This is a genomic window from Pantoea sp. ICBG 828 (genome assembly GCF_002928355.1).
Taxonomy (GTDB): Bacteria; Pseudomonadota; Gammaproteobacteria; order Enterobacterales; family Enterobacteriaceae; genus Pantoea; species Pantoea dispersa.
This window is the reverse complement of record NZ_POWN01000005.1, coordinates 197,432-216,316: the sequence shown is the minus strand read 5'-3', so window position 1 is coordinate 216,316 and position 18,885 is coordinate 197,432. Positions and strand designations below refer to the sequence as shown.

Below are 18,885 nucleotides of genomic sequence, written 5' to 3'. Positions count from 1 at the left end.
GTTCATTCGCAGAATGAAGCGTCTGGTGCTGTGGTACCCGGCGATATCGACAAACAACAGCGGTGCTTTATGCAAGTTTTTATCATGCGTCACGGCGACGCAGCTCTGGAAGCAGCGAGTGATGCGGTTCGTCCTCTCACCCTGTGTGGCTGCGACGAATCACGTCAGATGGCGAGCTGGCTGAATGGTCAGACGCCGGGAATCGATAAGGTGCTGGTCAGCCCTTATCTGCGCGCCGGGCAAACGCTCGCCACGGTACGTGAAGCGCTGAAACTGCCGGAAGGGCAGGAAGTGCTGCCAGAACTGACGCCAGGCGGCGATCCGGGCATGGTCGCCTGCCATTTACAGGCGCTGGCGGTGCAGGGTGCGCACGCGGTGCTGGTGATTTCGCATCTGCCGCTGGTGGGTTATCTGGTATCTGAACTCTGCCCGCAGGAAGCGCCACCGATGTTCGCCACCTCCGCCATTGCCTGCGTGGAGTTTGATGCCGACGCCTGCGAAGGCAAGCTGGCGTGGCAGGTGAGTCCGGCCAAATTAGCCAAAGCCATGTAATTCCCCTTCATACTTCAGGCTGCAGCTGCGTTGGCTGCGTCAATTCACCCCAGTCACTTACTAGTGTAAGCTCCTGGGGATTCATTTCCTTGCCGCCTTGCTGCAACCTGAATTATTTTGGGGAATGATGTGCGCTTAAGCCGCAGCTGCGTTAGCTGCGTCAATTCACCCCAGTCACTTACTGATGTAAGCTCCTGGGGATTCCCCGTCATATTTCAGGCCGCAGCGGCGTTGGCTGCGTCAATTCACCCCAGTCACTTACTAATGTAAGCTCCCGGGGATTCATTTCCTTGCCGCCTTGCTGCAACCTGAATTATTTCGGGGAATAATAGAGATCACTTTATTTCCCACTCGCTGTCCCTTTGCCGGTCAGGGTAACTCCGGCGGCTGCCACTCTTCGACTTCAATCAATACCAGCAGCGCGGCGTCGCCGCCAAACAGCTTGGGTGCCTGATGGAAGGCCATTACGTGCGGATGCTGTGCCAGCCAGAGCGGGGTTTGCTGCTTGAGAATGTGCTTGCCGTGGCCGGTCATCACGCTGGCACAAAAAATATGCTCGCGGCGGCAGGCGGCAATCAGCGCGCCGAGTTCCTGTTTCGCCTGGAGCTGGGTTAACCCGTGCAGATCGAGAAAAATCTCTGGCGTGTAATCGCCACGCCGTAATTTTTTCAGCTCGTAATGGCTGACGTCGGCGCGTACATAACGCGTCGGCCCGTCGCTGGAGAGCAGGGGCTGAAACTCGTCGGAAAAATAATGGCTGTTATCGGCCTGCTCAGACAGCAGCCGCTTCAGCGGCACTTCACGGCTTTTCACTGCCGGTTTGTGCACAATCGTATCCTGTTTCAGCTGGCGCGTACCGCTCATTAGCTGGCGGAACAGCGCCTGGTCGTCCTGGCTTAGCGGCGTCTTTTTACTCATGTCTCAGTGAATCATCAGAAATGGCGGGTGTCTGGCCGTTACCTTACCGCTAAGCGTCAACAAATGTCAGCTTTTTCACCTCGCTGCGCTGAATTCTGCCCGGCTTCATGGCACACTATCGGCCGATTGATTTTATGGCCTGCGGAGGGCTACGTGGACAAGATTTTCGTCGATGAGGCAGTGAACGAACTGCACACCATTCAGGATATGCTGCGCTGGGCAGTAAGCCGCTTTTCGGCGGCGGGCATCTGGTACGGCCACGGCACGGACAATCCCTGGGACGAAGCGGTTCAACTGGTGCTGCCGACGCTGTGGCTGCCGCTGGATATTCCGGAAGACATGCGCCACGCGCGTCTGACCGCCAGCGAACGTCACCGCATCGTGGAACGCGTCATCCGTCGCGTTAACGAGCGCATTCCGGTGGCCTATCTCACCAACAAAGCCTGGTTCTGCGGCCATGAATTCTACGTCGATGAGCGCGTGCTGGTGCCGCGTTCACCGATTGGCGAGCTGATCGAAAACCGCTTTGCCGGCCTGATCAACGAAGCGCCACGCCACATTCTCGATATGTGCACCGGCAGCGGCTGTATCGCCATCGCCTGTGCGTACGCCTTCCCGGAAGCGGAAGTGGATGCCGTCGATATCTCCACCGACGCGCTGGCCGTGGCTGAACAGAATATTGAAGAGCACGGCCTGCTGCATCACGTCACGCCGATTCGCGCCGATCTGTTCCGCAATCTGCCGCAGGTTAAATATGATCTGATCGTCACCAACCCGCCGTACGTCGATGCCGAAGACATGGACGACCTGCCGAACGAATATCGCCACGAGCCGGAGCTCGGTCTGGCCGCGGGCAGTGACGGCCTGAAGCTGGTGCGCCGCATCCTGGCCTGCGCGCCGGACTACCTCAGCGAGCAGGGCGTGCTGATTTGCGAAGTCGGTAACAGCATGGTGCACATGATGGAGCAGTATCCGGACGTGCCTTTTACCTGGCTGGAGTTTGATAACGGCGGTGACGGCGTGTTCATGCTGACGCGCGACCAAATCGTCGCGGCGCAGTCGCACTTCTCATTCTATAAAGACTAAAAATCGGGGCGAGCGCTCGCCCGCAACATCGCAACAAGGAACCCCCATGGCCGGAAACAGCATCGGACAACTTTTTCGCGTTACCACCTTTGGCGAGTCGCACGGTATTGCGCTTGGCTGCATTGTTGATGGTGTGCCGCCCGGCATCCCGCTGACCGAAGCCGATATTCAGCACGATCTCGATCGTCGTCGTCCCGGCACTTCGCGCTATACCACCCAGCGCCGCGAGCCGGATCAGGTGAAGATTTTGTCCGGCGTGTTTGAAGGCGTCACCACCGGCACCTCCATCGGTCTGCTGATTGAAAACACCGACCAGCGTTCGCAGGATTACAGCGCGATTAAAGATCTGTTCCGTCCCGGCCATGCGGATTACACCTACGAACAGAAATATGGCCTGCGCGACTATCGCGGCGGCGGCCGCTCCTCGGCCCGCGAAACCGCCATGCGCGTAGCGGCCGGTGCCATTGCTAAAAAGTATCTGCAGATGAAGCACGGCATCGTGGTGCGCGGCTATCTGGCGCAGATTGGCGACATCGCCTGCGAGCTGAAAGACTGGAGTATTGTGGAAGATAACCCGTTTTTCTGCCCCGATGCCGCCAAACTCGATGCGCTGGACGAACTGATGCGCGCGCTGAAAAAAGAGGGCGACTCCATCGGTGCCAAAGTCACGGTAATGGCCGAAAACGTGCCGCCGGGCCTCGGTGAGCCGGTGTTCGATCGCCTTGACGCCGATCTGGCGCACGCGCTAATGAGCATCAACGCGGTGAAAGGCGTGGAGATCGGTGATGGTTTCGCGGTGATCAACCAGCGCGGCAGTCAGCATCGTGATGAAATCCGCAGCAACGGGTTTCAAAGCAACCATGCCGGTGGCATTCTCGGCGGGATCAGCAGCGGTCAGACCATCAGCGCCAACCTGGCGATGAAGCCCACTTCCAGCATCACCGTGCCGGGCAACACCATCACCCGCGACGGCGCGGAAGTGGAGATGATCACCAAAGGCCGTCACGATCCCTGTGTCGGCATCCGCGCGGTACCGATCGCGGAAGCAATGATGGCGATTGTGCTGATGGATCACCTGCTGCGCCAGCGTGGGCAGAACGCTGACGTCAACAGCAGCGTCCCGCGCTGGTAAGCCGCATGATACGCCGCCTGTTACTCTCCCTTGCCGCGCTGCTGTGCAGTGCGGTCAGCCTGGCTGCCACGCCGTGGCAGCAAATCCATCAACCGATTGCCGGCAGCCCGCAGTCCATCGGCAGCTTTGCCAACGGCTGTATCGTCGGGGCGCAGCAGCTGCCGCTCAACTCGCCTAACTATCAGGTGATGCGTCAGGATCAGCGCCGCTATTACGGCCACCCGGACCTGATCGCCTTTATCCAGCGCCTCAGCACCCAGGCACATCAGCTGCAGCTGGGCCAGGTGCTGATTGGTGATATGGGCATGGCCGCCGGTGGACGTTTTAGCAGCGGTCACGCCAGCCATCAGACCGGTCTCGACGTGGATATCTGGCTGCAGCTGCCGCAGAGCCGCTGGACGGCACAGCAGCTGCTGAAGCCGCAGCCGCTCGATCTGGTTGGGCCGGACGACCGCCAGGTGATCGCGCGGCACTGGCAGCCGCAGATCGACAGCCTGATCAAGCTGGCGGCGAAAGATGACGACGTCACGCGCATCTTCGTCAATCCGGCGATTAAAAAGCAGCTTTGTGCCGATGCCGGTAGCGATCGTGCGTGGCTCCACAAAGTGCGGCCGTGGTTTGCCCATCGGGCACACATGCACGTGCGCCTGCGCTGTCCGCCGGGCAGCCTGGAGTGTGAAGATCAGGCGCCACCACCGCCGGGCGATGGCTGCGGCGCAGAGCTGGAGAGCTGGTTCCTGCCGAAGAAGCCGGGCACTACGCCGCCGGTGAAGAAGTCGCCGCCGCCGTTGCCGCCTTCCTGCCAGGCGTTACTTGATAAGCATCTACTGTAGGAACCTGAGATGGATCTGTTTGTTGTCAGCCCGGTAGTGCTTGGCGTGCTGTTTCTGGTCGCGGTGCTGGCGGCCTTTATTGATTCCATCGCCGGCGGTGGCGGTCTGCTGACCGTGCCGTCGCTGCTGGCGGCCGGTCTTTCGCCGGCGCAGGCGCTGGCGACCAACAAGCTGCAATCGGTCGGTGGCTCCTTCTCGGCCAGCCTCTATTTTGTGCGGCGCGGCGCGGTGAAACTGCGCGAGCAGCGGCTGAATATCGCCATGACCTTTCTTGGCGCGATTGGCGGAACGCTGCTGATTCAGCATATTCAGGCTGAGATACTGCGCCAGATACTGCCGCTGCTGCTGATCAGCATCGGGCTGTGGTTCCTGCTGATGCCGCGTCTTGGCGAGGCCGATCGCGAGCAGCGCCTGCACGGCCTGGCGTTTGCGCTGGTGGGCGGCGGCTGCGTCGGCTTTTACGATGGCTTCTTCGGCCCGGGTGCCGGCTCGTTCTATGCGCTGGCCTTCGTCACGCTTTGCGGCTTCAATCTGGCCAAAGCCACCGCCCACGCCAAAATCCTAAATTTCACCTCCAACTTCGCCAGTCTGCTGTTCTTTATGTTCGGCGGCAAGGTGGTGTGGGGCACCGGCGTGATTATGCTGCTGGGGGCGTTTATTGGCGCACGCCTCGGCGCCAGGCTGGTGCTGAGCCGCGGTCAGAAGCTGATTCGCCCGATGGTGGTGACGGTGTCTGCTGTCATGAGCGCTAAGCTGTTGTGGGACAGCCACGGCAGTGTCATTCTCGCCTGGTTTGCCGCACTGTAATCCGCACTCGTCAAAACCGGCCGCCAGTGCGACAATGGCGGCGGTTTGTTTAAAGATTAAAATATTATGAGTAAAGAGCACCATTATCAGCAGCTGGTGGAGATTTTTGACGGCTGCTTTGCTGAGGATTTTCAGACGCGTCTAATTAAAGGCGATGATGAACCTATTTATCTTCCAGCGGATGACACCTCACCGTGGCACCGCGTGGTGTTTGCCCATGGCTTTTACGCCAGCGCGCTGCACGAAATTTCGCACTGGTGTATTGCCGGTGAAGCGCGGCGCAAGCTGGTGGATTTTGGTTACTGGTACTGCCCGGACGGGCGCGATGCGCAAACGCAGGGCCAGTTTGAAGCGGTGGAGATTAAGCCGCAGGCGCTGGAGTGGCTGTTCTGTGTGGCAGCCGGCTTTCCCTTCAACGTCAGCTGTGACAATCTCGACGGCGATTGTGAACCGGATCGCATCGCGTTTCAGCGCAAGGTGCATGCGCAGGTGATGCATTATCTGCAGCACGGCATCCCGGCGCGTCCGGCGCGCTTTATTGATGCGTTAGCCAGCTATTATGGTACGCCTGCACTGACGGCGGCACAGTTTCCGTGGCCGGAAGATCTGTGAGCCGCACTCCGATAAATGAAGGATGATGAGAAGATGATCGTAGAATTCGAGTCCCGCATTCTGGCGCTGATTGACGATATGGTCGAACACGCCAGCGACGACGAACTGTTTGCCAGCGGTTATCTGCGTGGCCATCTGACGCTGGCAGTAGCGGAAATTGAGCAGAGCGGCGAACACACGCCGGAAGCGCTGCAAATTCAGGTCACCAACAGCCTGCAAAACGCCATCGCCGCCGGTGAACTGTCGCCGCGCGACCAGGCGCTGGTGGTGGGCATGTGGGATAACCTGTTTACCCAGGCGCGCCTCACTGCCTGACTGGCCGGGGCGATCGCTCGCCCCGCGCTTTAGCGTCCTGCCTTTTTCCCTTTCAGCAATTTGCGCACCCAGTAACGGTTGGGATGCAGCGCCGCCAGCGTGCTGCTGTCCAGCGGCTGTGGCTCGCCGCTCATTTGCGCCGCCAGCACTTCTGCTGCCAGCGGCGCGCTGCACAGTCCGCGCGACCCCAGTGCGCCAAGCACGAACAGGCCGGGATGCACCGGCGCTTCCGCAATCTGCTCGCCGCGCGCGCGCTGCGCCGCTAGATCCGCATACTCACTGAGCGTCGCCGCGTAATCCGGCACGCTGCCGCTCATCGGCAGGTGATCGCGCGTGGCGCAGCGCACGCCGCTGCGCGCTTCATCAGCGCTGACGTCAACCTGCGTCGGCCAGCTGACCTGCGGCAGACAGTTAATCAGCCGCTGGCGATTCTCCTGCTGATCGTCGGCGCGGAAAGCGGTTACCGTCTCACCGCGATGGTAGCTGGCACCGATGCAGTGCGTGGCAAAGTTCGGGCTGACCGGGGTGAGATAGCCGTCGTAACACAGCACGGTGCGCAGCGGGTTCAGCGCCGCGTTGGTCGGCACATGGCTGACCTGACCGGCCACCGCATACACCGGCAAATCGCGGCTTTGCCCGATCGCCTGCAGCGCATGGCCGTTGGCCAGCACCACCTGCTGATGGCTTACCGCAGGCTGTTGGGCGAACTGCAGCGTCCAGCCTGCCTGCTGGCGGACCAGTTGCGTCACGCGATGCAGCCAGTGCATGCGCAGCCCCTGAGTCTGGGCATACTCCAGCAGATTGCTGGTGAGCTGTGACGGCGACAGCCAGCCGCCCTGTGGATAGAAAATGCCGCCGCAGTCGAGATCGACGCCGGCCAGCTGCTGAGCCTGCTGCGGGCTGACGCCGTGCGCCAGCTCGTGCGGCAGATCCATGCTCAGCATCTGCGCGATCTTCTCTGCGCTTTTGGCATCCCAGCCGAGCTGCAGCACGCCGCTCCACTGATGTTCGAACATCACCGGCAGCGCATCGTACAGGCGGCGGGCAAAGCTGAATGCCGCCGGGAAAAAAGTGGCGAGCGCCGGATCGTGTTGGTTAAGCAGCGGATAGAGCGCGCCCTGACGGTTACCCGATGCGCCGAGCGCTGGGGCGGCATCGGCGCAGTACAGCGTAACCTGCCAGCCACGCCGCAGCAGCGCCAGCGCCAGCACCGCGCTGGCCACGCCGCCGCCAATCAGCGCCACCTCGCGGCTGGTGGCCTGCGGACGCGCATACCACGGCTGAGCCGCTAGCTGCCCGGGGGCGCTGTCCAGCACGCCGGTCAGCATTTCACGCTTGTGGCCGAAGCCTTTGCGCTTCGCCACGCTGAATCCGGCCTGCTGTAAGCCCCGCCGCACAAAGCCCGCCGAGGTAAAGGTGGCGAAGGTGCCGCCGGGACGCGCCAGCCGCGCCATGGCGGCGAACAGGGAAGGCGTCCACATCTCCGGGTTTTTCGCTGGCGCAAAGCCATCTAAAAACCACGCGTCAACCTGACCGTTGAGGCTGTCATCAAAAGTATCAATCAGCGCCTTAATATCACCCAGCCACAGATCCAGCGTCACCTCGCCGCCATTGAACAGCAGGCGCTGACAGCCGGGCAGGGCCAGCGGCCACTGCTGCTGTAACTGTCCGGCCCACGGGGCCAGTTCCGGCCAGTGCGCGTGCGCGCTCACCAGATCGGCGTGGGTCAGCGGGTATTTTTCGCAGCTGATAAAGTGCAGGCGGCGCAACCCGGCTTGCGGATGGGCGGCGCGGAAGCGATCGAATGCCTGCCACAGGGTAAGAAAGTTGAGTCCGGTGCCAAAACCGCTCTCGGCAACGATGAACAGATCGCGCGGATGTGCGGCAAATCGCTGCGGAAGATGGTTACCGTCGAGGAACACATAGCGCGTCTCCTCCAGTCCGTTGTCGTTGGAGAAATAGACGTCGTCGAACGCTCGGGAAACAGGTGTACCCTGATCGTTCCAGTTTAATTGCGCGTGTTCAACCGGGGATAACTTCACGGGAAAGGCTCATTTTTCAGGCAGTGGCGCGATTTTAGCGAGTGGCGTCACATGACGCAAATTTACAAAAGGAAATGGCTGATCGGACTTGTTCGGCGTACAACTGTAAGCTAGAGTGCACGTCAATCCAAAAGAAGTGGAATGAGGACTATTGAATGAAACGTGCAGTGATTACTGGCCTGGGTATCGTTTCCAGTATTGGTAATAACCAGCAGGAAGTGCTGGCTTCCCTGCGTGAAGGCCGTTCCGGAATCACTTTCTCCGAAGAGATGAAAGATGCCGGCATGCGCAGCCATGTATGGGGTAACGTCAAACTGGACACTAACGGGCTCATCGATCGCAAAATCGTGCGTTTCATGAGTGATGCCTCAATCTATGCCTATCTGTCGATGGCAGAAGCAATCAAAGATTCCGGCCTGACGGATGAGCAGTACCAGAACAACCCGCGTGTTGGTCTGATTGCCGGTTCCGGTGGCGGTTCCCCGCGTTATCAGGTGTTCGGTGCCGACGCGATGCGTGGCCCGCGCGGTCTGAAAGGCGTTGGCCCGTACGTGGTGACCAAAGCGATGGCGTCTGGCGTCTCTGCCTGCCTGGCCACGCCGTTCAAAATCCACGGCGTCAACTACTCCATCAGTTCGGCGTGCGCGACGTCAGCACACTGCATCGGCAACGCGGTGGAGCAGATTCAGCTGGGCAAACAGGATGTGGTATTTGCCGGCGGCGGCGAAGAGCTGAGCTGGGAAATGGCCTGTGAGTTCGACGCCATGGGCGCGCTCTCGACTAAATACAACGAAACCCCGGAAAAAGCGTCGCGTACTTACGATGCCAGCCGTGACGGCTTCGTGATCGCCGGCGGCGGCGGTATGGTGGTAGTGGAAGAGCTGGAGCATGCGCTGGCGCGTGGTGCCCACATCTACGCTGAGATCGTCGGCTACGGCGCAACCTCTGACGGCGCTGACATGGTGGCTCCGTCAGGCGAAGGCGCGGTGCGTTGCATGAAGATGGCGATGCAGGGTCTGGATACGCCAATCGACTACCTCAACACCCACGGCACGTCAACGCCGGTCGGCGACGTGAAAGAGCTGGGCGCGATTCGCGAAGTGTTTGGCGACAACACGCCATACATCTCTGCGACCAAAGCCATGACCGGTCACTCGCTGGGTGCGGCAGGTGTGCAGGAAGCGATTTACACCCTGCTGATGCTGGAGCACAGCTTCATCGCGCCAAGCATTAACGTGGAACAGCTGGATGACGCAGCGAAAGGCATGAACATTGTGACGCAGCCAACCGAAAAAGCGCTGACCACGGTGATGTCCAACAGCTTCGGCTTCGGTGGCACCAACGCCACGCTGACCCTGCGTAAATACCAGGCGTAACGCTTACGCTAATGCTCAAAGGCCGGTTAATCCGGCCTTTGTTGTTTTTGTCGCTGACGGATTCAGGTTGCCAGCAGCCTTACCAGCTTCGCGCAGGCGCGGTCAATTTCGCCTGGCGTCAACGCGGCAAAGCCGAGTATCCAGCCCTGCTGTGGCGATGCGCCGGCGTAAAGGGGTGACAGCGGCGGCAGCAGCAGACCGTCGGCCTGCGCCTGCTGCGTGAGCCGCGCCTCATCTCCCTGTAATAACTCAACCGTCAATTGCAACCCGCCTGTTGCCGGCAGCGGCCGCAGCCACGGCTGCAGATGCTGTTCCAGCTGCGTCAGCAGCCGATCGCGCCGGCTATGATAGAGTTGACGCATCAGCCGCAGGTGGCTGGCGAAATAGCCTTGCTGGATAAATTCGGCGGTGATCGCCTGCGGCAGCAGGGCGCTGTGGCCGTCCAGTACGCTGCGCGCGCGACCCAGCGCCGTCACCAACGCTGCGGGCACCACCATCCACGCCAGCCGCAGCGACGGAAACAGGGTTTTGGAAAAGGTCCCCAGGCTGATAACCCGGCTATCGGCTTCCATGCCCTGCAGCGCCGGCGCCGGGCGACCGTCATAGTGAAATTCACTGTCGTAGTCATCCTCGATCAGCCAGCTATCGTGCTGACGTGCCCACGCCAGCCACTGCAGCCGCCGCGCGAGGCTCATCGGTGTGCCGGTCGGATACTGGTGGCCGGGCGTCAGATACACCAGTTGCGCCCGGCCGCTGAGTGGTAGCGCGCCCTGATCGTCCAGCGGCATGGCGCGGCAGCGGGCACCGGCGGCGAGAAAGGCGTTCCGCGCGCCACGGTAGCCCGGCTCCTCCAGCCACACTTCATCCTCTGCATCCAGAAACATCAGCGCCAGCAGCTGCAGCGCCTGCTGTGAACTGGTGAGCATGATGACCTGCTCAGCCGTACAGCGCACGCCGCGCGACAGCGCCAGATAATCCGCCACCGCCTGGCGCAGCGGCGCATAACCGAGCGGATCGCCATAGCCCATCACCTGACTGCCCAGCGCGCGCTGTACGCTGTGGCTCAGCCGCTGCCACTGGCGGTGCGGAAACGCGCGCAGTTCCGGTGATCCGGCGGCAAAGGCAAGGGGAAAAGGGGGATCCTGGCAGCCACCGGTCGCCAGCACCTGCGTGCCGCGCTGCGAAAAGCGCGGTGCGCGCTGCGCTGTCGCCTTTTCCGCCGGTGGCGGCAGGGCGATAGCGACGAAGGTGCCGCGTCCGCTGTGCCGCTGCACGTAGCCTTCGCTCTCCAGCTGGCTGTAAGCGGCTTCAACCGTCACGCGTGACAGCGCCAGATCGGCAGCCAGCTGGCGGCTCGAAGGCAGCTTCTGCCCGAAGCGCAAATGGCCGCTGACAATGGCCTGGCGCAGCGTGGCGCACAGCCGCTGACGTAAACCGCCCTGCGTCTGATGGCGAAACAGTGGCAAAAAGGCGTGCTGCATAATGGTCTTATCGCTACAGTCAAAGTGGTATCAGGATGCAGACCACTTTGCCGTACACTGCAGGGACATCACAACAGGAGAATGCCATGTCAGCCGTTTTGTTTTATCCGCCCGCCAGCCCGCAGCACAGCGTGGCTTATCTGCAGCACAAACTGAGCTACTACACCGATGCCTGGGATCTGGCGGCGGATTTGGCGCAGGGCGTCACGCAGATTGTGGTGATTGATGCCCGCAGCCGCGAGGCGTATCAGGCCGGGCATCTCTGCGGCGCGCTGTCGTTGCCGCATCGCGAAATCGATGCGGCCAGCACCGCGCGGCTCGATCGTCACCGCGTCTACGTGACGTACTGCGACGGCATCGGCTGCAACGGTTCGACCAAAGCGGCGCTAAAGCTGGCTGAGCTGGGGTTTGAGGTTAAAGAGTTGATTGGCGGGCTGGATTTCTGGAAGCGCGATGGCCACCCGATGGCGTGGGGCGCGGCGCCAGGCGAGTGGCCCGCCGCGGCAGCCGCGGCGGCGTGCGGCTGCTGAGTGCGATGGCTTAACTACAGTAGCAGCCAGAGCAAAAAGAAGAACAGCGCCAGGCCGAGCACCAGCGTCAGCGCCGGGCGCTGTGCCAGTGGACGCGGCAGGATCTCAACAAACGGTGCCCAGATTGGCTGCGGTCGCAGCTCGCTGTCGGCCAGCGGCGTTTCGCTGTTGCGCTCGGCGCGGCGGCTGAACAGCAGCATCAGCAGATCCTGGCTTTGTGCCGGCGTCAGTAACGTCTGCGGCGTGGCCTGGAAGCGCTGCAGGCTGTAATCCTCCAGCATGCGCTGCTCGTCGTGGCTCAGCGGCTGCTTGAGCGAGCTTTCCAGCAGCTGCAGCGTCGGCGCGCTGTGCTGGCTCAGCGTCTGGCGCACCTGTAAAAACTGCGTCAGCAGTGGGAAGTGGCGCGACGGAACCGGGTCGCCGCTTTTCAGATTGACCAGTTTCAGCGTGTCGGCCAGCACTTTTACCGGTGATTCACCGGTGGCGGCGGCAAGGCGCGTAACCTGCTGGTTGAGCGCCTGCTGTTCGGCCGGTAACAGGGTACGATCGGTGGTGCGCGTCTGCTGCGGCTGCGGGATTGCCATCTGACCGTTCTGCAGCATGGTCAGCACCTGACGCAGCTGATCCTGGCTCAGCGCGCTCAATACCGTCTGATTAAACTGCTGACGGATAAAGTCGCTCACCGCCTGACGATTGTTGCCCTGCGGCAGTTTTTCCAGCAGCTGCTGCAACAGCTGGCGCGTGGCGTGGCTGTTCTGCACCTGGGTCAGACGGCTGTTGAGATGCTGCTCGGCCGCCGGAAAGTGGCGCGACTGCAGTTCGGCGTCATTTTTCACGCCTACTTCATGACGGATGCCAGCCCACAGTTCGGGTGCTTTCAGCGTGCTGAGTGACATGATACGGACGATCAGGCGTTCCAGCGTGGTGCGCTGGGCCGGGGAGAGCGGCTGTTCACCTGCCGCAGCGCCGGGGCGGCCTGCGCCGTTAGCCGGGTTAACAGATGAACGATCGCCCGCGGGCACACCGGGACCGCTGAGAGGTTGCATGGCGGAATCCTTGAAAAACGAGTCAGATCCGGGTGCGCCGGAAAAACGATGGCACATGATAGCAAAAGCCCCCGGGAAATCCACGGGGGCGGCAGGGAGAAAAACAATAAGACACGGATTTATTCGGCGGCGGCCAGCTTCATGCGCTTGCGACGCCAGCGCTTCCACAGCGGCGGCACCACCAGCACGGCGACAGCCAGCACCAGCAGCACTTTACAGATCAGGCTTTCCCACAGAATTGGCAGGTTGCCGTTGCTGATTGACAGCGCGCGACGCAGGTTCTGCTCCAGCATTTCGCCCAGCACAAAGCCGAGAATCAGCGGCGACATCGGGAAATCCATCTTGCGCAGGATGTAGCCGAAAATACCCAGCCCGACCATCAGCAGCAGGTCAAACGTAGTGCTGTGCACCGCATACACGCCTACCGCGGAGATGGCGGCGATCGCCGGCACCAGGAACCACAGCGGAATGGTCAGCATGCGTGCAAAGATGTTGATCATCGGGATGTTCATGATCAGCAGCATCACGTTACCGATCAGCAGAGCGGCGATCAGGCCCCAGACGATGTCCGGCTGTTCGGTAAACATTGCCGGACCGGGCGTGATGTTATACAGCGTCAGCGCACCGACCATCACCGCCGTGGTGCCTGAGCCGGGAATGCCCAGCGTCAGCATCGGGATAAACGATCCGCAGGCTGAGGCGTTGTTCGCCGCTTCCGGCGCTGCCACGCCGCGAATGTCACCCTTGCCAAACTGATCGCTGCCGCTGATTTTCTTCTCACTCATATAGGCAATGGCGCTGGCAATGGTGGCGCCGGCCCCCGGCAGCACGCCGACAAAGAAGCCAATGAACGAGGAGCGCAGCGTTGCGCCGGTGGCCTGTGCCGCCTCTTTCATATTGAACAGCATGCGGCCGCTGGCGCGCACCATCTTCTGGCCGCTGCTGGTGGATTCCAGCATCAGCAGAATTTCGCTCACTGAGAACAGGCCGATGACCACCACCACAAACTGGATGCCGTCCGAGAGATGCACGCTGTCAAAGGTAAAGCGATAAACGCCGGTATTGGCATCGACGCCCACCGTCGCCATGCCGAGGCCAATCAGCGCAGCGAGGAACGACTTCAGCGGGTTGTGGCTCATCATGCTGCCGAGACAGGCAATCGCGAACACCATCAGCGCGAAGTACTCTGCCGGACCAAACGCCAGCGACCAGTTGGCGAGGATTGGCGCAAACAGAATGATGCCGATGATGGCGATGGTTGAGCCGATGAATGAGCTGACCGCCGAGATCGACAGCGCCACGCCGGCTTTGCCCTGCTGCGCCATCGGATAGCCATCCAGCGCCGTCATGATCGCGCCGGCATCCCCCGGCACGTTAAGCAGAATCGACGAGATGCGCCCGCCATATTCGCAGCCGATGTACACCGTTGCCAGCAGGATCAGCGCGGATTCCGCCGGTAAGTGCAGCGCAAACGCCAGCGGCATCAGAATCGCGACGCCGTTAATCGGCCCAAGCCCCGGCAGCAGGCCGACGATGGTGCCGATAAAGCAGCCTATCAGGGCAATCATCAGGTTTTCCGGCGTCATGGCGACGGCGAAACCCTGCATCAGAAAAGACCAGGTATCCATAAGTGACTCCTGTTAACTGAACCAGCTGCCGACCGGCAGCGTGACGTCCAGCAGACGATCGAAGGCGTAAAACAGCGCCACACCCATTACCACACCGGAGAGGACGGCCGCCCACCAGCGTGCGCCAAACAGCATGCCGATGCCGAAGGTCAGCAGCGTGGTACACAGGGCAAAACCCAGCTTCTCAAACAGCCAGCCGTACACCATCAGCATGACGCACAGCGCCAGCAGCTTTTTCAGCGTTGCCGCCACCGGCCACTGCACGGCGTCCGGCTTGCGCAGCAGCATCATCACCGCGCAGATCGCCATCAGACCGAGCAGCAGCAGCGGGAAAGGGCGTGGGCCAACCGGCTCGTAGCTGTACTCGCTTTGAATCTGCCAGGCGATAACCATCCCGACGATGCAGAGCACCAGCCACACCGCCGCAAAGATACGATCGCTCATCTGTGCCTCCGTTATTTCGCCAGGCCGAACGATTTCGCCTGTTCACGGTAATCTGCCACCTGTTTCTTGACGTAGGCGTCCAGCTCGCTACCAAACAGGTTGAACTCAAACAGGCCGCGCAGATCGCGCTGCTGCTGAAACTCTTTGGTGGTCACCAGTGTTTTAAACGTCTGTTCCCACCACTGATAATCGGCATCGCTGACTTTGGGGCCGAGGTAATAGCCGCGAATAATCGGCCACTCAACGTTAAAGCCCTGCTCTTTGGCGGTCGGGATGTCAGCCAGTTCACCCGGCAGGCGTTTGTCGCTCATCACCGCCAGCACGCGCATCTTGCCACCCTGCAGGTGCGGCACCATTTCACTCATGTCGCCTGATACCACCTGGATGTGGTTGCCGAGCAGCGCGGTAACCGGTTCGCCGCCGCCTTCAAACGCCACATAGCGCATTTTGCGCGGATCGATACCGGCTTCCCGCGCCAGCAGCGCGGTTTTCATCCAGTCCTGGCTGCCGATGGAGGCGCCAGCGCCGACCACCACTTTGGTCGGATCGTTCTTCATCGCCTCCAGCAGTTCGCCCAGCGTTTTCCACGGCGCGTCAGCGCGCACGGCGACCATGCCGTAGTCCGTGCCAATGGCCGCCAGCCACTTCACGTCATCCACCGAGTAACGGCCAAACTTGCCCTGCGACAGGTTCAGCAGCGACCCGCCGGAGAAGGCCACCAGCGTGCCTGCTTCGGCGGGCCGCTGCGCAATGATGGCGTTGTAAGCCACGGCACCGACGCCGCCCGGCATGTAGGTCACGCGCATCGGCGTGGTGATCTGCCCGGTTTCCTGCAGCGAAACCTGGATCAGTTTACAGGTCAGATCAAAACCGCCGCCGGGTTTGGCCGGGGCGATACATTCGGTCCGCTCGGGTGCCGCAGCCTGTGCCGCAGAAAGAGAAAAAGCCAGCAGGGTCGTGGCGAAGGCGGTGCGCATTGTTTTTTTCATCTGTCGCTCCATTGTTTCTTCCAGAGTGTGATTGCCACCGAACATTCGGGGTTGCTGAATTGTTAAAACAGCAACCTTTCATTTACCTTTCAGCCATCGGCAAAACTAACAGGATGTGATATGCGTCTCTTACTGGTGGAAGATACCGTCGAGCTGGCCAACTGGCTGCAGAAAGCGCTGACGCAAAAAGGCTTCGCCGTGGACTGGGTGGCCGACGGGGTGGCGGCGGACCATGTGCTGCAAAGCGAAGACTATGCGCTGGTGGTGCTGGATGTGTCGCTGCCGCGGCTGGATGGCCTTGCGGTGCTGGCGCGCCTGCGCAAGCGCGGGCAACACGTGCCGGTGCTGCTGCTCACCGCACAGAGCGCGCTGCAGCAGCGCGTGCAGGGACTGAATGCCGGCGCCGATGATTACCTCACTAAACCGTTTGAGCTGGACGAGCTGGACGCGCGGCTGCGCGCGCTGTTGCGCCGCAGTCAGGGGCAGGCAACGCAGACGCAAAGCCTTGGCCAGCTGGAGCGCGATGCGGAAGGCTATTTCCTGCTGAATCACAAACCGCTGCCGCTGACGCCGCGCGAGGCCAGCGTGCTGTCGACGCTAATGCAGCGTCCGGGACGGCCGGTTTCGCGCCAGCATCTGTACGAGCAGACCTTCACGCTGGCGGATGAGGCCAGCCCGGAGAGCATTGAGCTGTATGTGCATCGGGTACGCAAAAAGCTGGCGGGCAGCGACGTGGCGATCGTCACGCTGCGCGGCCTCGGCTACAGCCTCGAGGTTCAGCCGTGCGACTGATTCACTCGCTGCGCGGCGAATTGCTGGCATGGCTGGGGGTGCCGCTGCTGCTGCTGTGGGGATTGTCGGTCTACACCCACTATCAGAGCGCGCTGCAGGCGGCAAATCAGGCTTACGACCGCTCGCTGCTGGCCTCGGCGCGCACCGTGGCCGAGCGGCTGGTGGTACGTCATCAGCGGCTGGAGGTGGATGTGCCGTGGGTGGTGCTGGACAGCTTTGAGCGCAACATGAACGACCAGCTGTTCTACCAGGTGATTTCGCCTGAAGGGCACACGCTGTCCGGCTACCCTGATTTACCGCTGGTGCCGGGCAACGCGCCGCTGTCCGATGTCTATCCGGCGCTGGTGCATTTCTACGATGCGCACTACCGCAAGCAGCCGATTCGCGTGGCCGCGCTGTGGCAGCCGGTGAACGAGGAAGGCGTGCAGGGCATGGCGCTGGTGCTGGTGGCGGAAACGCTTAACTCACGCCACGCCTTTGCCGACAGTCTGCTGCGCACCGCGCTGATCAGCCAGAGTTTTCTGGTGCTGATCACGCTGCTGCTGGCCGGGCTGCTGCTGCGGAAAGTGCTGCGCCCGCTGCGCCGGCTGTCGCGCATGATGCTGCGCCGTGCGCCGGGCGAACTGACGCCGCTGCCGTCGCTGCTGCCGTGGTCCGAACTGCAGCCGCTGATCGTCGCCTTCAACCGCCATCTGGAGCGGCTGCGCGGGCTGCTGGCGCGGCAGGAGCGCTTTAGCGCAGATGTGTCGCACCAGCTGCGCACGCCGCTCACCATCCTGAAAACCCAGGTCGGCGTCGCGCTCAGCAGCGACGACCCGCAGCAGTGGCGCGAAAGCCTGCAGGGCATGCGCCACACGCTGGACGACACCGTTCAGCTCACCGATCGCCTGCTGCAGCTGGCGCAAATCAAGGCGCGCCATGGCGAAGACAAGCCTTTCAGTGAGGTTAACCTGAGCGACATCGTGCAGCAGGCCTGTTTTAGCGGTTATGCGGCGGCGCGGCGTAAACAGATCGACCTGGGGTTTGAAGAGCAGGCGGCGAGCCAGGTGCAGGGCGATGCGCTGTTGCTGGCCGAGCTGTGCGCCAATCTGCTGGACAACGCCATCAAATACACGCCACACGGCGGCACGGTGACCGCGCGGCTGCGGCAAAAGGTGCTGGAGATTGAAGACAGCGGGCCGGGCATCGCGGCGGATCAGCAGCGGCAGGCGCTGCAGCCGTTTGGCCGGCTCGATCACGCCAGCCAGCCCGGCGCGGGCATTGGACTGGCGCTGGTGCAGGATATCTGTGCCTGGCACGGCGCGCAGCTGCAGCTGGACCGCAGCCCGCAGCTGGGCGGACTGCGGGTGACGGTTAGCTTTCGCTGATCGGCGGAGCCATCGCGCGCGCTTTACGCAGCGGAGTTTTCAGCCGCTGCGCCAGGATCACCCCGACCAGCGTCAGACCGCCGCCAATCCAGTGGTAAGCATGCAACTGTTCGTGCAGGAACAGCACGGCAATAAGGGCGGTAAACACCGGCACTACGTTCATGAAAATACTGGTGGTGCTGGCGCCGAGGCGCTGCACGCCAAGGATCCACAGGAACGGCGCCACAATCGAGGCAAACAGCCCGGCGAACAGCACCAGCGGAATATTGTCGGCGTTCAGCGCCACCTCCGGCGCGTGCCAGAAGCCGGGCAGCAGCAACAGCACGCCGAAGAAGATTTGCACATACAGGCTTTGCCACGTTGGCAGCGGGATTGCCCAGCGCTTCGTCAGTACGCCATACAGCGCGTAGGAGGTTGAGGCCGCCAGCATCATCAGCTCGCCGTTGCCGAGGCGCTGACTCAGCAGCTGTGCCGGGTTGCCGGCGCTCACCAGCCACACCAGCCCGGCAAACGACAACAGGCCGCCAATCAGAATGCCGCGCGTCGGCGCAAGGCGCAGTACCACCAGGCTGAGCAGGATGGTCAGCAGCGGAATGGTGGCGCCGAGAATCCCCATCATCACCGCCGAAACGCTGTGTGCCGCATAATAGGCGAGGCTCTGATACAGCACCATGCCGAGCAGGCCCAGCACCAGTAAGCGCCACAGCTGGGTTTTGATGGTGTGACGATGGCGCCATACGCCCGGCAGGCAGAACGGCGTGAGCACCAGCAGCGCCAGCAGCCAGCGGTAAAAGGAGATGGCAGCAGGATCGATACTGCCGGCAGACAGCTTGCTGACGATGGTGTTGATCGACCAGATCAGCACCGCCACCAGCGGTAACAATAAGTTCATAGTACGGCTCCGAATGTGAATCGCGACTAGCTTACGTTTGACC

General features: G+C 61.7%; 19 protein-coding genes. 11 read left to right on the top strand and 8 right to left on the bottom strand.

Going from position 1 to position 18,885, the window contains the following annotated elements; genetic code table 11:
• The first annotated feature begins 69 nt into the window (after positions 1 to 69).
• Positions 70 to 552: a phosphohistidine phosphatase SixA gene (gene sixA, locus C1Y43_RS13810; protein ID WP_021509155.1), complete on the top strand. Its 483-nt coding sequence runs from the start codon at positions 70 to 72 to the stop codon at positions 550 to 552.
• Positions 553 to 921: 369 nt separating this feature from the next.
• On the opposite strand, the gene smrB is transcribed toward sixA, so the two are convergent.
• Positions 922 to 1,470 carry an endonuclease SmrB gene (gene smrB, locus C1Y43_RS13805; RefSeq protein WP_021509156.1) on the bottom strand — a complete coding sequence of 183 codons (549 nt, stop codon included), beginning with the start codon at positions 1,468 to 1,470 and terminating at the stop codon, positions 922 to 924.
• 153 nt (positions 1,471 to 1,623) lie between these two features.
• On the opposite strand from smrB, the gene prmB reads away from it, so the two are divergent.
• From prmB to C1Y43_RS13775, 6 genes are all read left to right on the top strand, one after another.
• A complete protein-coding gene (gene prmB / locus C1Y43_RS13800) occupies positions 1,624 to 2,556 on the top strand; it encodes a 50S ribosomal protein L3 N(5)-glutamine methyltransferase (protein WP_104093054.1) in 933 nt (310 codons plus the stop codon).
• 46 nt (positions 2,557 to 2,602) lie between these two features.
• Complete coding sequence (gene aroC, locus C1Y43_RS13795) at positions 2,603 to 3,688, top strand: chorismate synthase (RefSeq protein WP_058775833.1); 1,086 nt, start codon at positions 2,603 to 2,605, stop codon at positions 3,686 to 3,688.
• Between the two features lie 5 nt (positions 3,689 to 3,693).
• Complete coding sequence (gene mepA, locus C1Y43_RS13790) at positions 3,694 to 4,521, top strand: penicillin-insensitive murein endopeptidase (RefSeq protein ID WP_168715081.1); 828 nt, start codon at positions 3,694 to 3,696, stop codon at positions 4,519 to 4,521.
• Between the two features lie 9 nt (positions 4,522 to 4,530).
• Positions 4,531 to 5,328, top strand: a complete 798-nt coding sequence (locus tag C1Y43_RS13785) for a sulfite exporter TauE/SafE family protein (RefSeq protein ID WP_058758411.1) — start codon at positions 4,531 to 4,533, stop codon at positions 5,326 to 5,328.
• Between the two features lie 66 nt (positions 5,329 to 5,394).
• A complete protein-coding gene (locus tag C1Y43_RS13780) occupies positions 5,395 to 5,940 on the top strand; it encodes an elongation factor P hydroxylase (RefSeq protein ID WP_058758412.1) in 546 nt (181 codons plus the stop codon).
• A 33-nt stretch (positions 5,941 to 5,973) separates the two neighbouring features.
• On the top strand, positions 5,974 to 6,255 hold the full coding sequence (locus tag C1Y43_RS13775) for a YfcL family protein (RefSeq protein ID WP_010617478.1): 282 nt from the start codon (positions 5,974 to 5,976) through the stop codon (positions 6,253 to 6,255).
• Positions 6,256 to 6,284: 29 nt separating this feature from the next.
• Here the strand turns inward: C1Y43_RS13775 and mnmC are convergent, their stop codons facing one another.
• On the bottom strand, positions 6,285 to 8,297 hold the full coding sequence (gene mnmC / locus C1Y43_RS13770) for a bifunctional tRNA (5-methylaminomethyl-2-thiouridine)(34)-methyltransferase MnmD/FAD-dependent 5-carboxymethylaminomethyl-2-thiouridine(34) oxidoreductase MnmC (protein ID WP_104188566.1): 2,013 nt from the start codon (positions 8,295 to 8,297) through the stop codon (positions 6,285 to 6,287).
• A 155-nt stretch (positions 8,298 to 8,452) separates the two neighbouring features.
• Between mnmC and fabB the strand changes: the two genes are divergently transcribed.
• Entirely contained in the window at positions 8,453 to 9,673 is a 1,221-nt protein-coding gene (gene fabB, locus C1Y43_RS13765; protein ID WP_021509164.1) for a beta-ketoacyl-ACP synthase I, read from the top strand.
• A gap of 62 nt (positions 9,674 to 9,735) precedes the next feature.
• Here fabB and C1Y43_RS13760 read toward each other — a convergent pair whose 3' ends face one another.
• Positions 9,736 to 11,154: a PLP-dependent aminotransferase family protein gene (locus C1Y43_RS13760; RefSeq protein WP_104188564.1), complete on the bottom strand. Its 1,419-nt coding sequence runs from the start codon at positions 11,152 to 11,154 to the stop codon at positions 9,736 to 9,738.
• An 86-nt stretch (positions 11,155 to 11,240) separates the two neighbouring features.
• On the opposite strand from C1Y43_RS13760, the gene C1Y43_RS13755 reads away from it, so the two are divergent.
• Complete coding sequence (locus C1Y43_RS13755) at positions 11,241 to 11,684, top strand: rhodanese-like domain-containing protein (protein ID WP_104188563.1); 444 nt, start codon at positions 11,241 to 11,243, stop codon at positions 11,682 to 11,684.
• Positions 11,685 to 11,698: 14 nt separating this feature from the next.
• Here the strand turns inward: C1Y43_RS13755 and flk are convergent, their stop codons facing one another.
• The 4 genes from flk to C1Y43_RS13735 form a co-directional block, all read right to left on the bottom strand.
• Positions 11,699 to 12,730 (bottom strand): flagella biosynthesis regulator Flk, encoded by a 1,032-nt coding sequence (flk, locus tag C1Y43_RS13750; RefSeq protein WP_059009109.1) that lies wholly within the window; start codon positions 12,728 to 12,730, stop codon positions 11,699 to 11,701.
• 119 nt (positions 12,731 to 12,849) lie between these two features.
• Entirely contained in the window at positions 12,850 to 14,358 is a 1,509-nt protein-coding gene (locus C1Y43_RS13745; RefSeq protein ID WP_058782030.1) for a tripartite tricarboxylate transporter permease, read from the bottom strand.
• A gap of 12 nt (positions 14,359 to 14,370) precedes the next feature.
• On the bottom strand, positions 14,371 to 14,802 hold the full coding sequence (locus C1Y43_RS13740) for a tripartite tricarboxylate transporter TctB family protein (protein ID WP_058769887.1): 432 nt from the start codon (positions 14,800 to 14,802) through the stop codon (positions 14,371 to 14,373).
• 11 nt (positions 14,803 to 14,813) lie between these two features.
• A complete protein-coding gene (locus C1Y43_RS13735) occupies positions 14,814 to 15,779 on the bottom strand; it encodes a tripartite tricarboxylate transporter substrate binding protein (RefSeq protein WP_233209842.1) in 966 nt (321 codons plus the stop codon).
• A gap of 132 nt (positions 15,780 to 15,911) precedes the next feature.
• Here C1Y43_RS13735 and tctD point away from each other — a divergent pair, with 132 nt between their 5' ends.
• Both tctD and C1Y43_RS13725 read left to right on the top strand, forming a co-directional pair.
• Positions 15,912 to 16,583, top strand: coding sequence for a transcriptional regulator TctD (gene tctD / locus C1Y43_RS13730; protein WP_104188561.1), 672 nt, complete (start codon positions 15,912 to 15,914; stop codon positions 16,581 to 16,583).
• The gene (locus tag C1Y43_RS13725) at positions 16,574 to 17,950 is read left to right on the top strand and encodes a sensor histidine kinase (protein WP_058769889.1); all 1,377 of its coding nucleotides are present in this window, start codon (positions 16,574 to 16,576) and stop codon (positions 17,948 to 17,950) included. Before tctD ends, C1Y43_RS13725 begins: the two co-directional genes overlap by 10 nt.
• On the opposite strand, the gene C1Y43_RS13720 is transcribed toward C1Y43_RS13725, so the two are convergent.
• On the bottom strand, positions 17,937 to 18,842 hold the full coding sequence (locus C1Y43_RS13720; protein WP_104188560.1) for a DMT family transporter: 906 nt from the start codon (positions 18,840 to 18,842) through the stop codon (positions 17,937 to 17,939). The genes C1Y43_RS13725 and C1Y43_RS13720 overlap by 14 nt on opposite strands.
• Between the last annotated feature and the right edge of the window lie 43 nt (positions 18,843 to 18,885).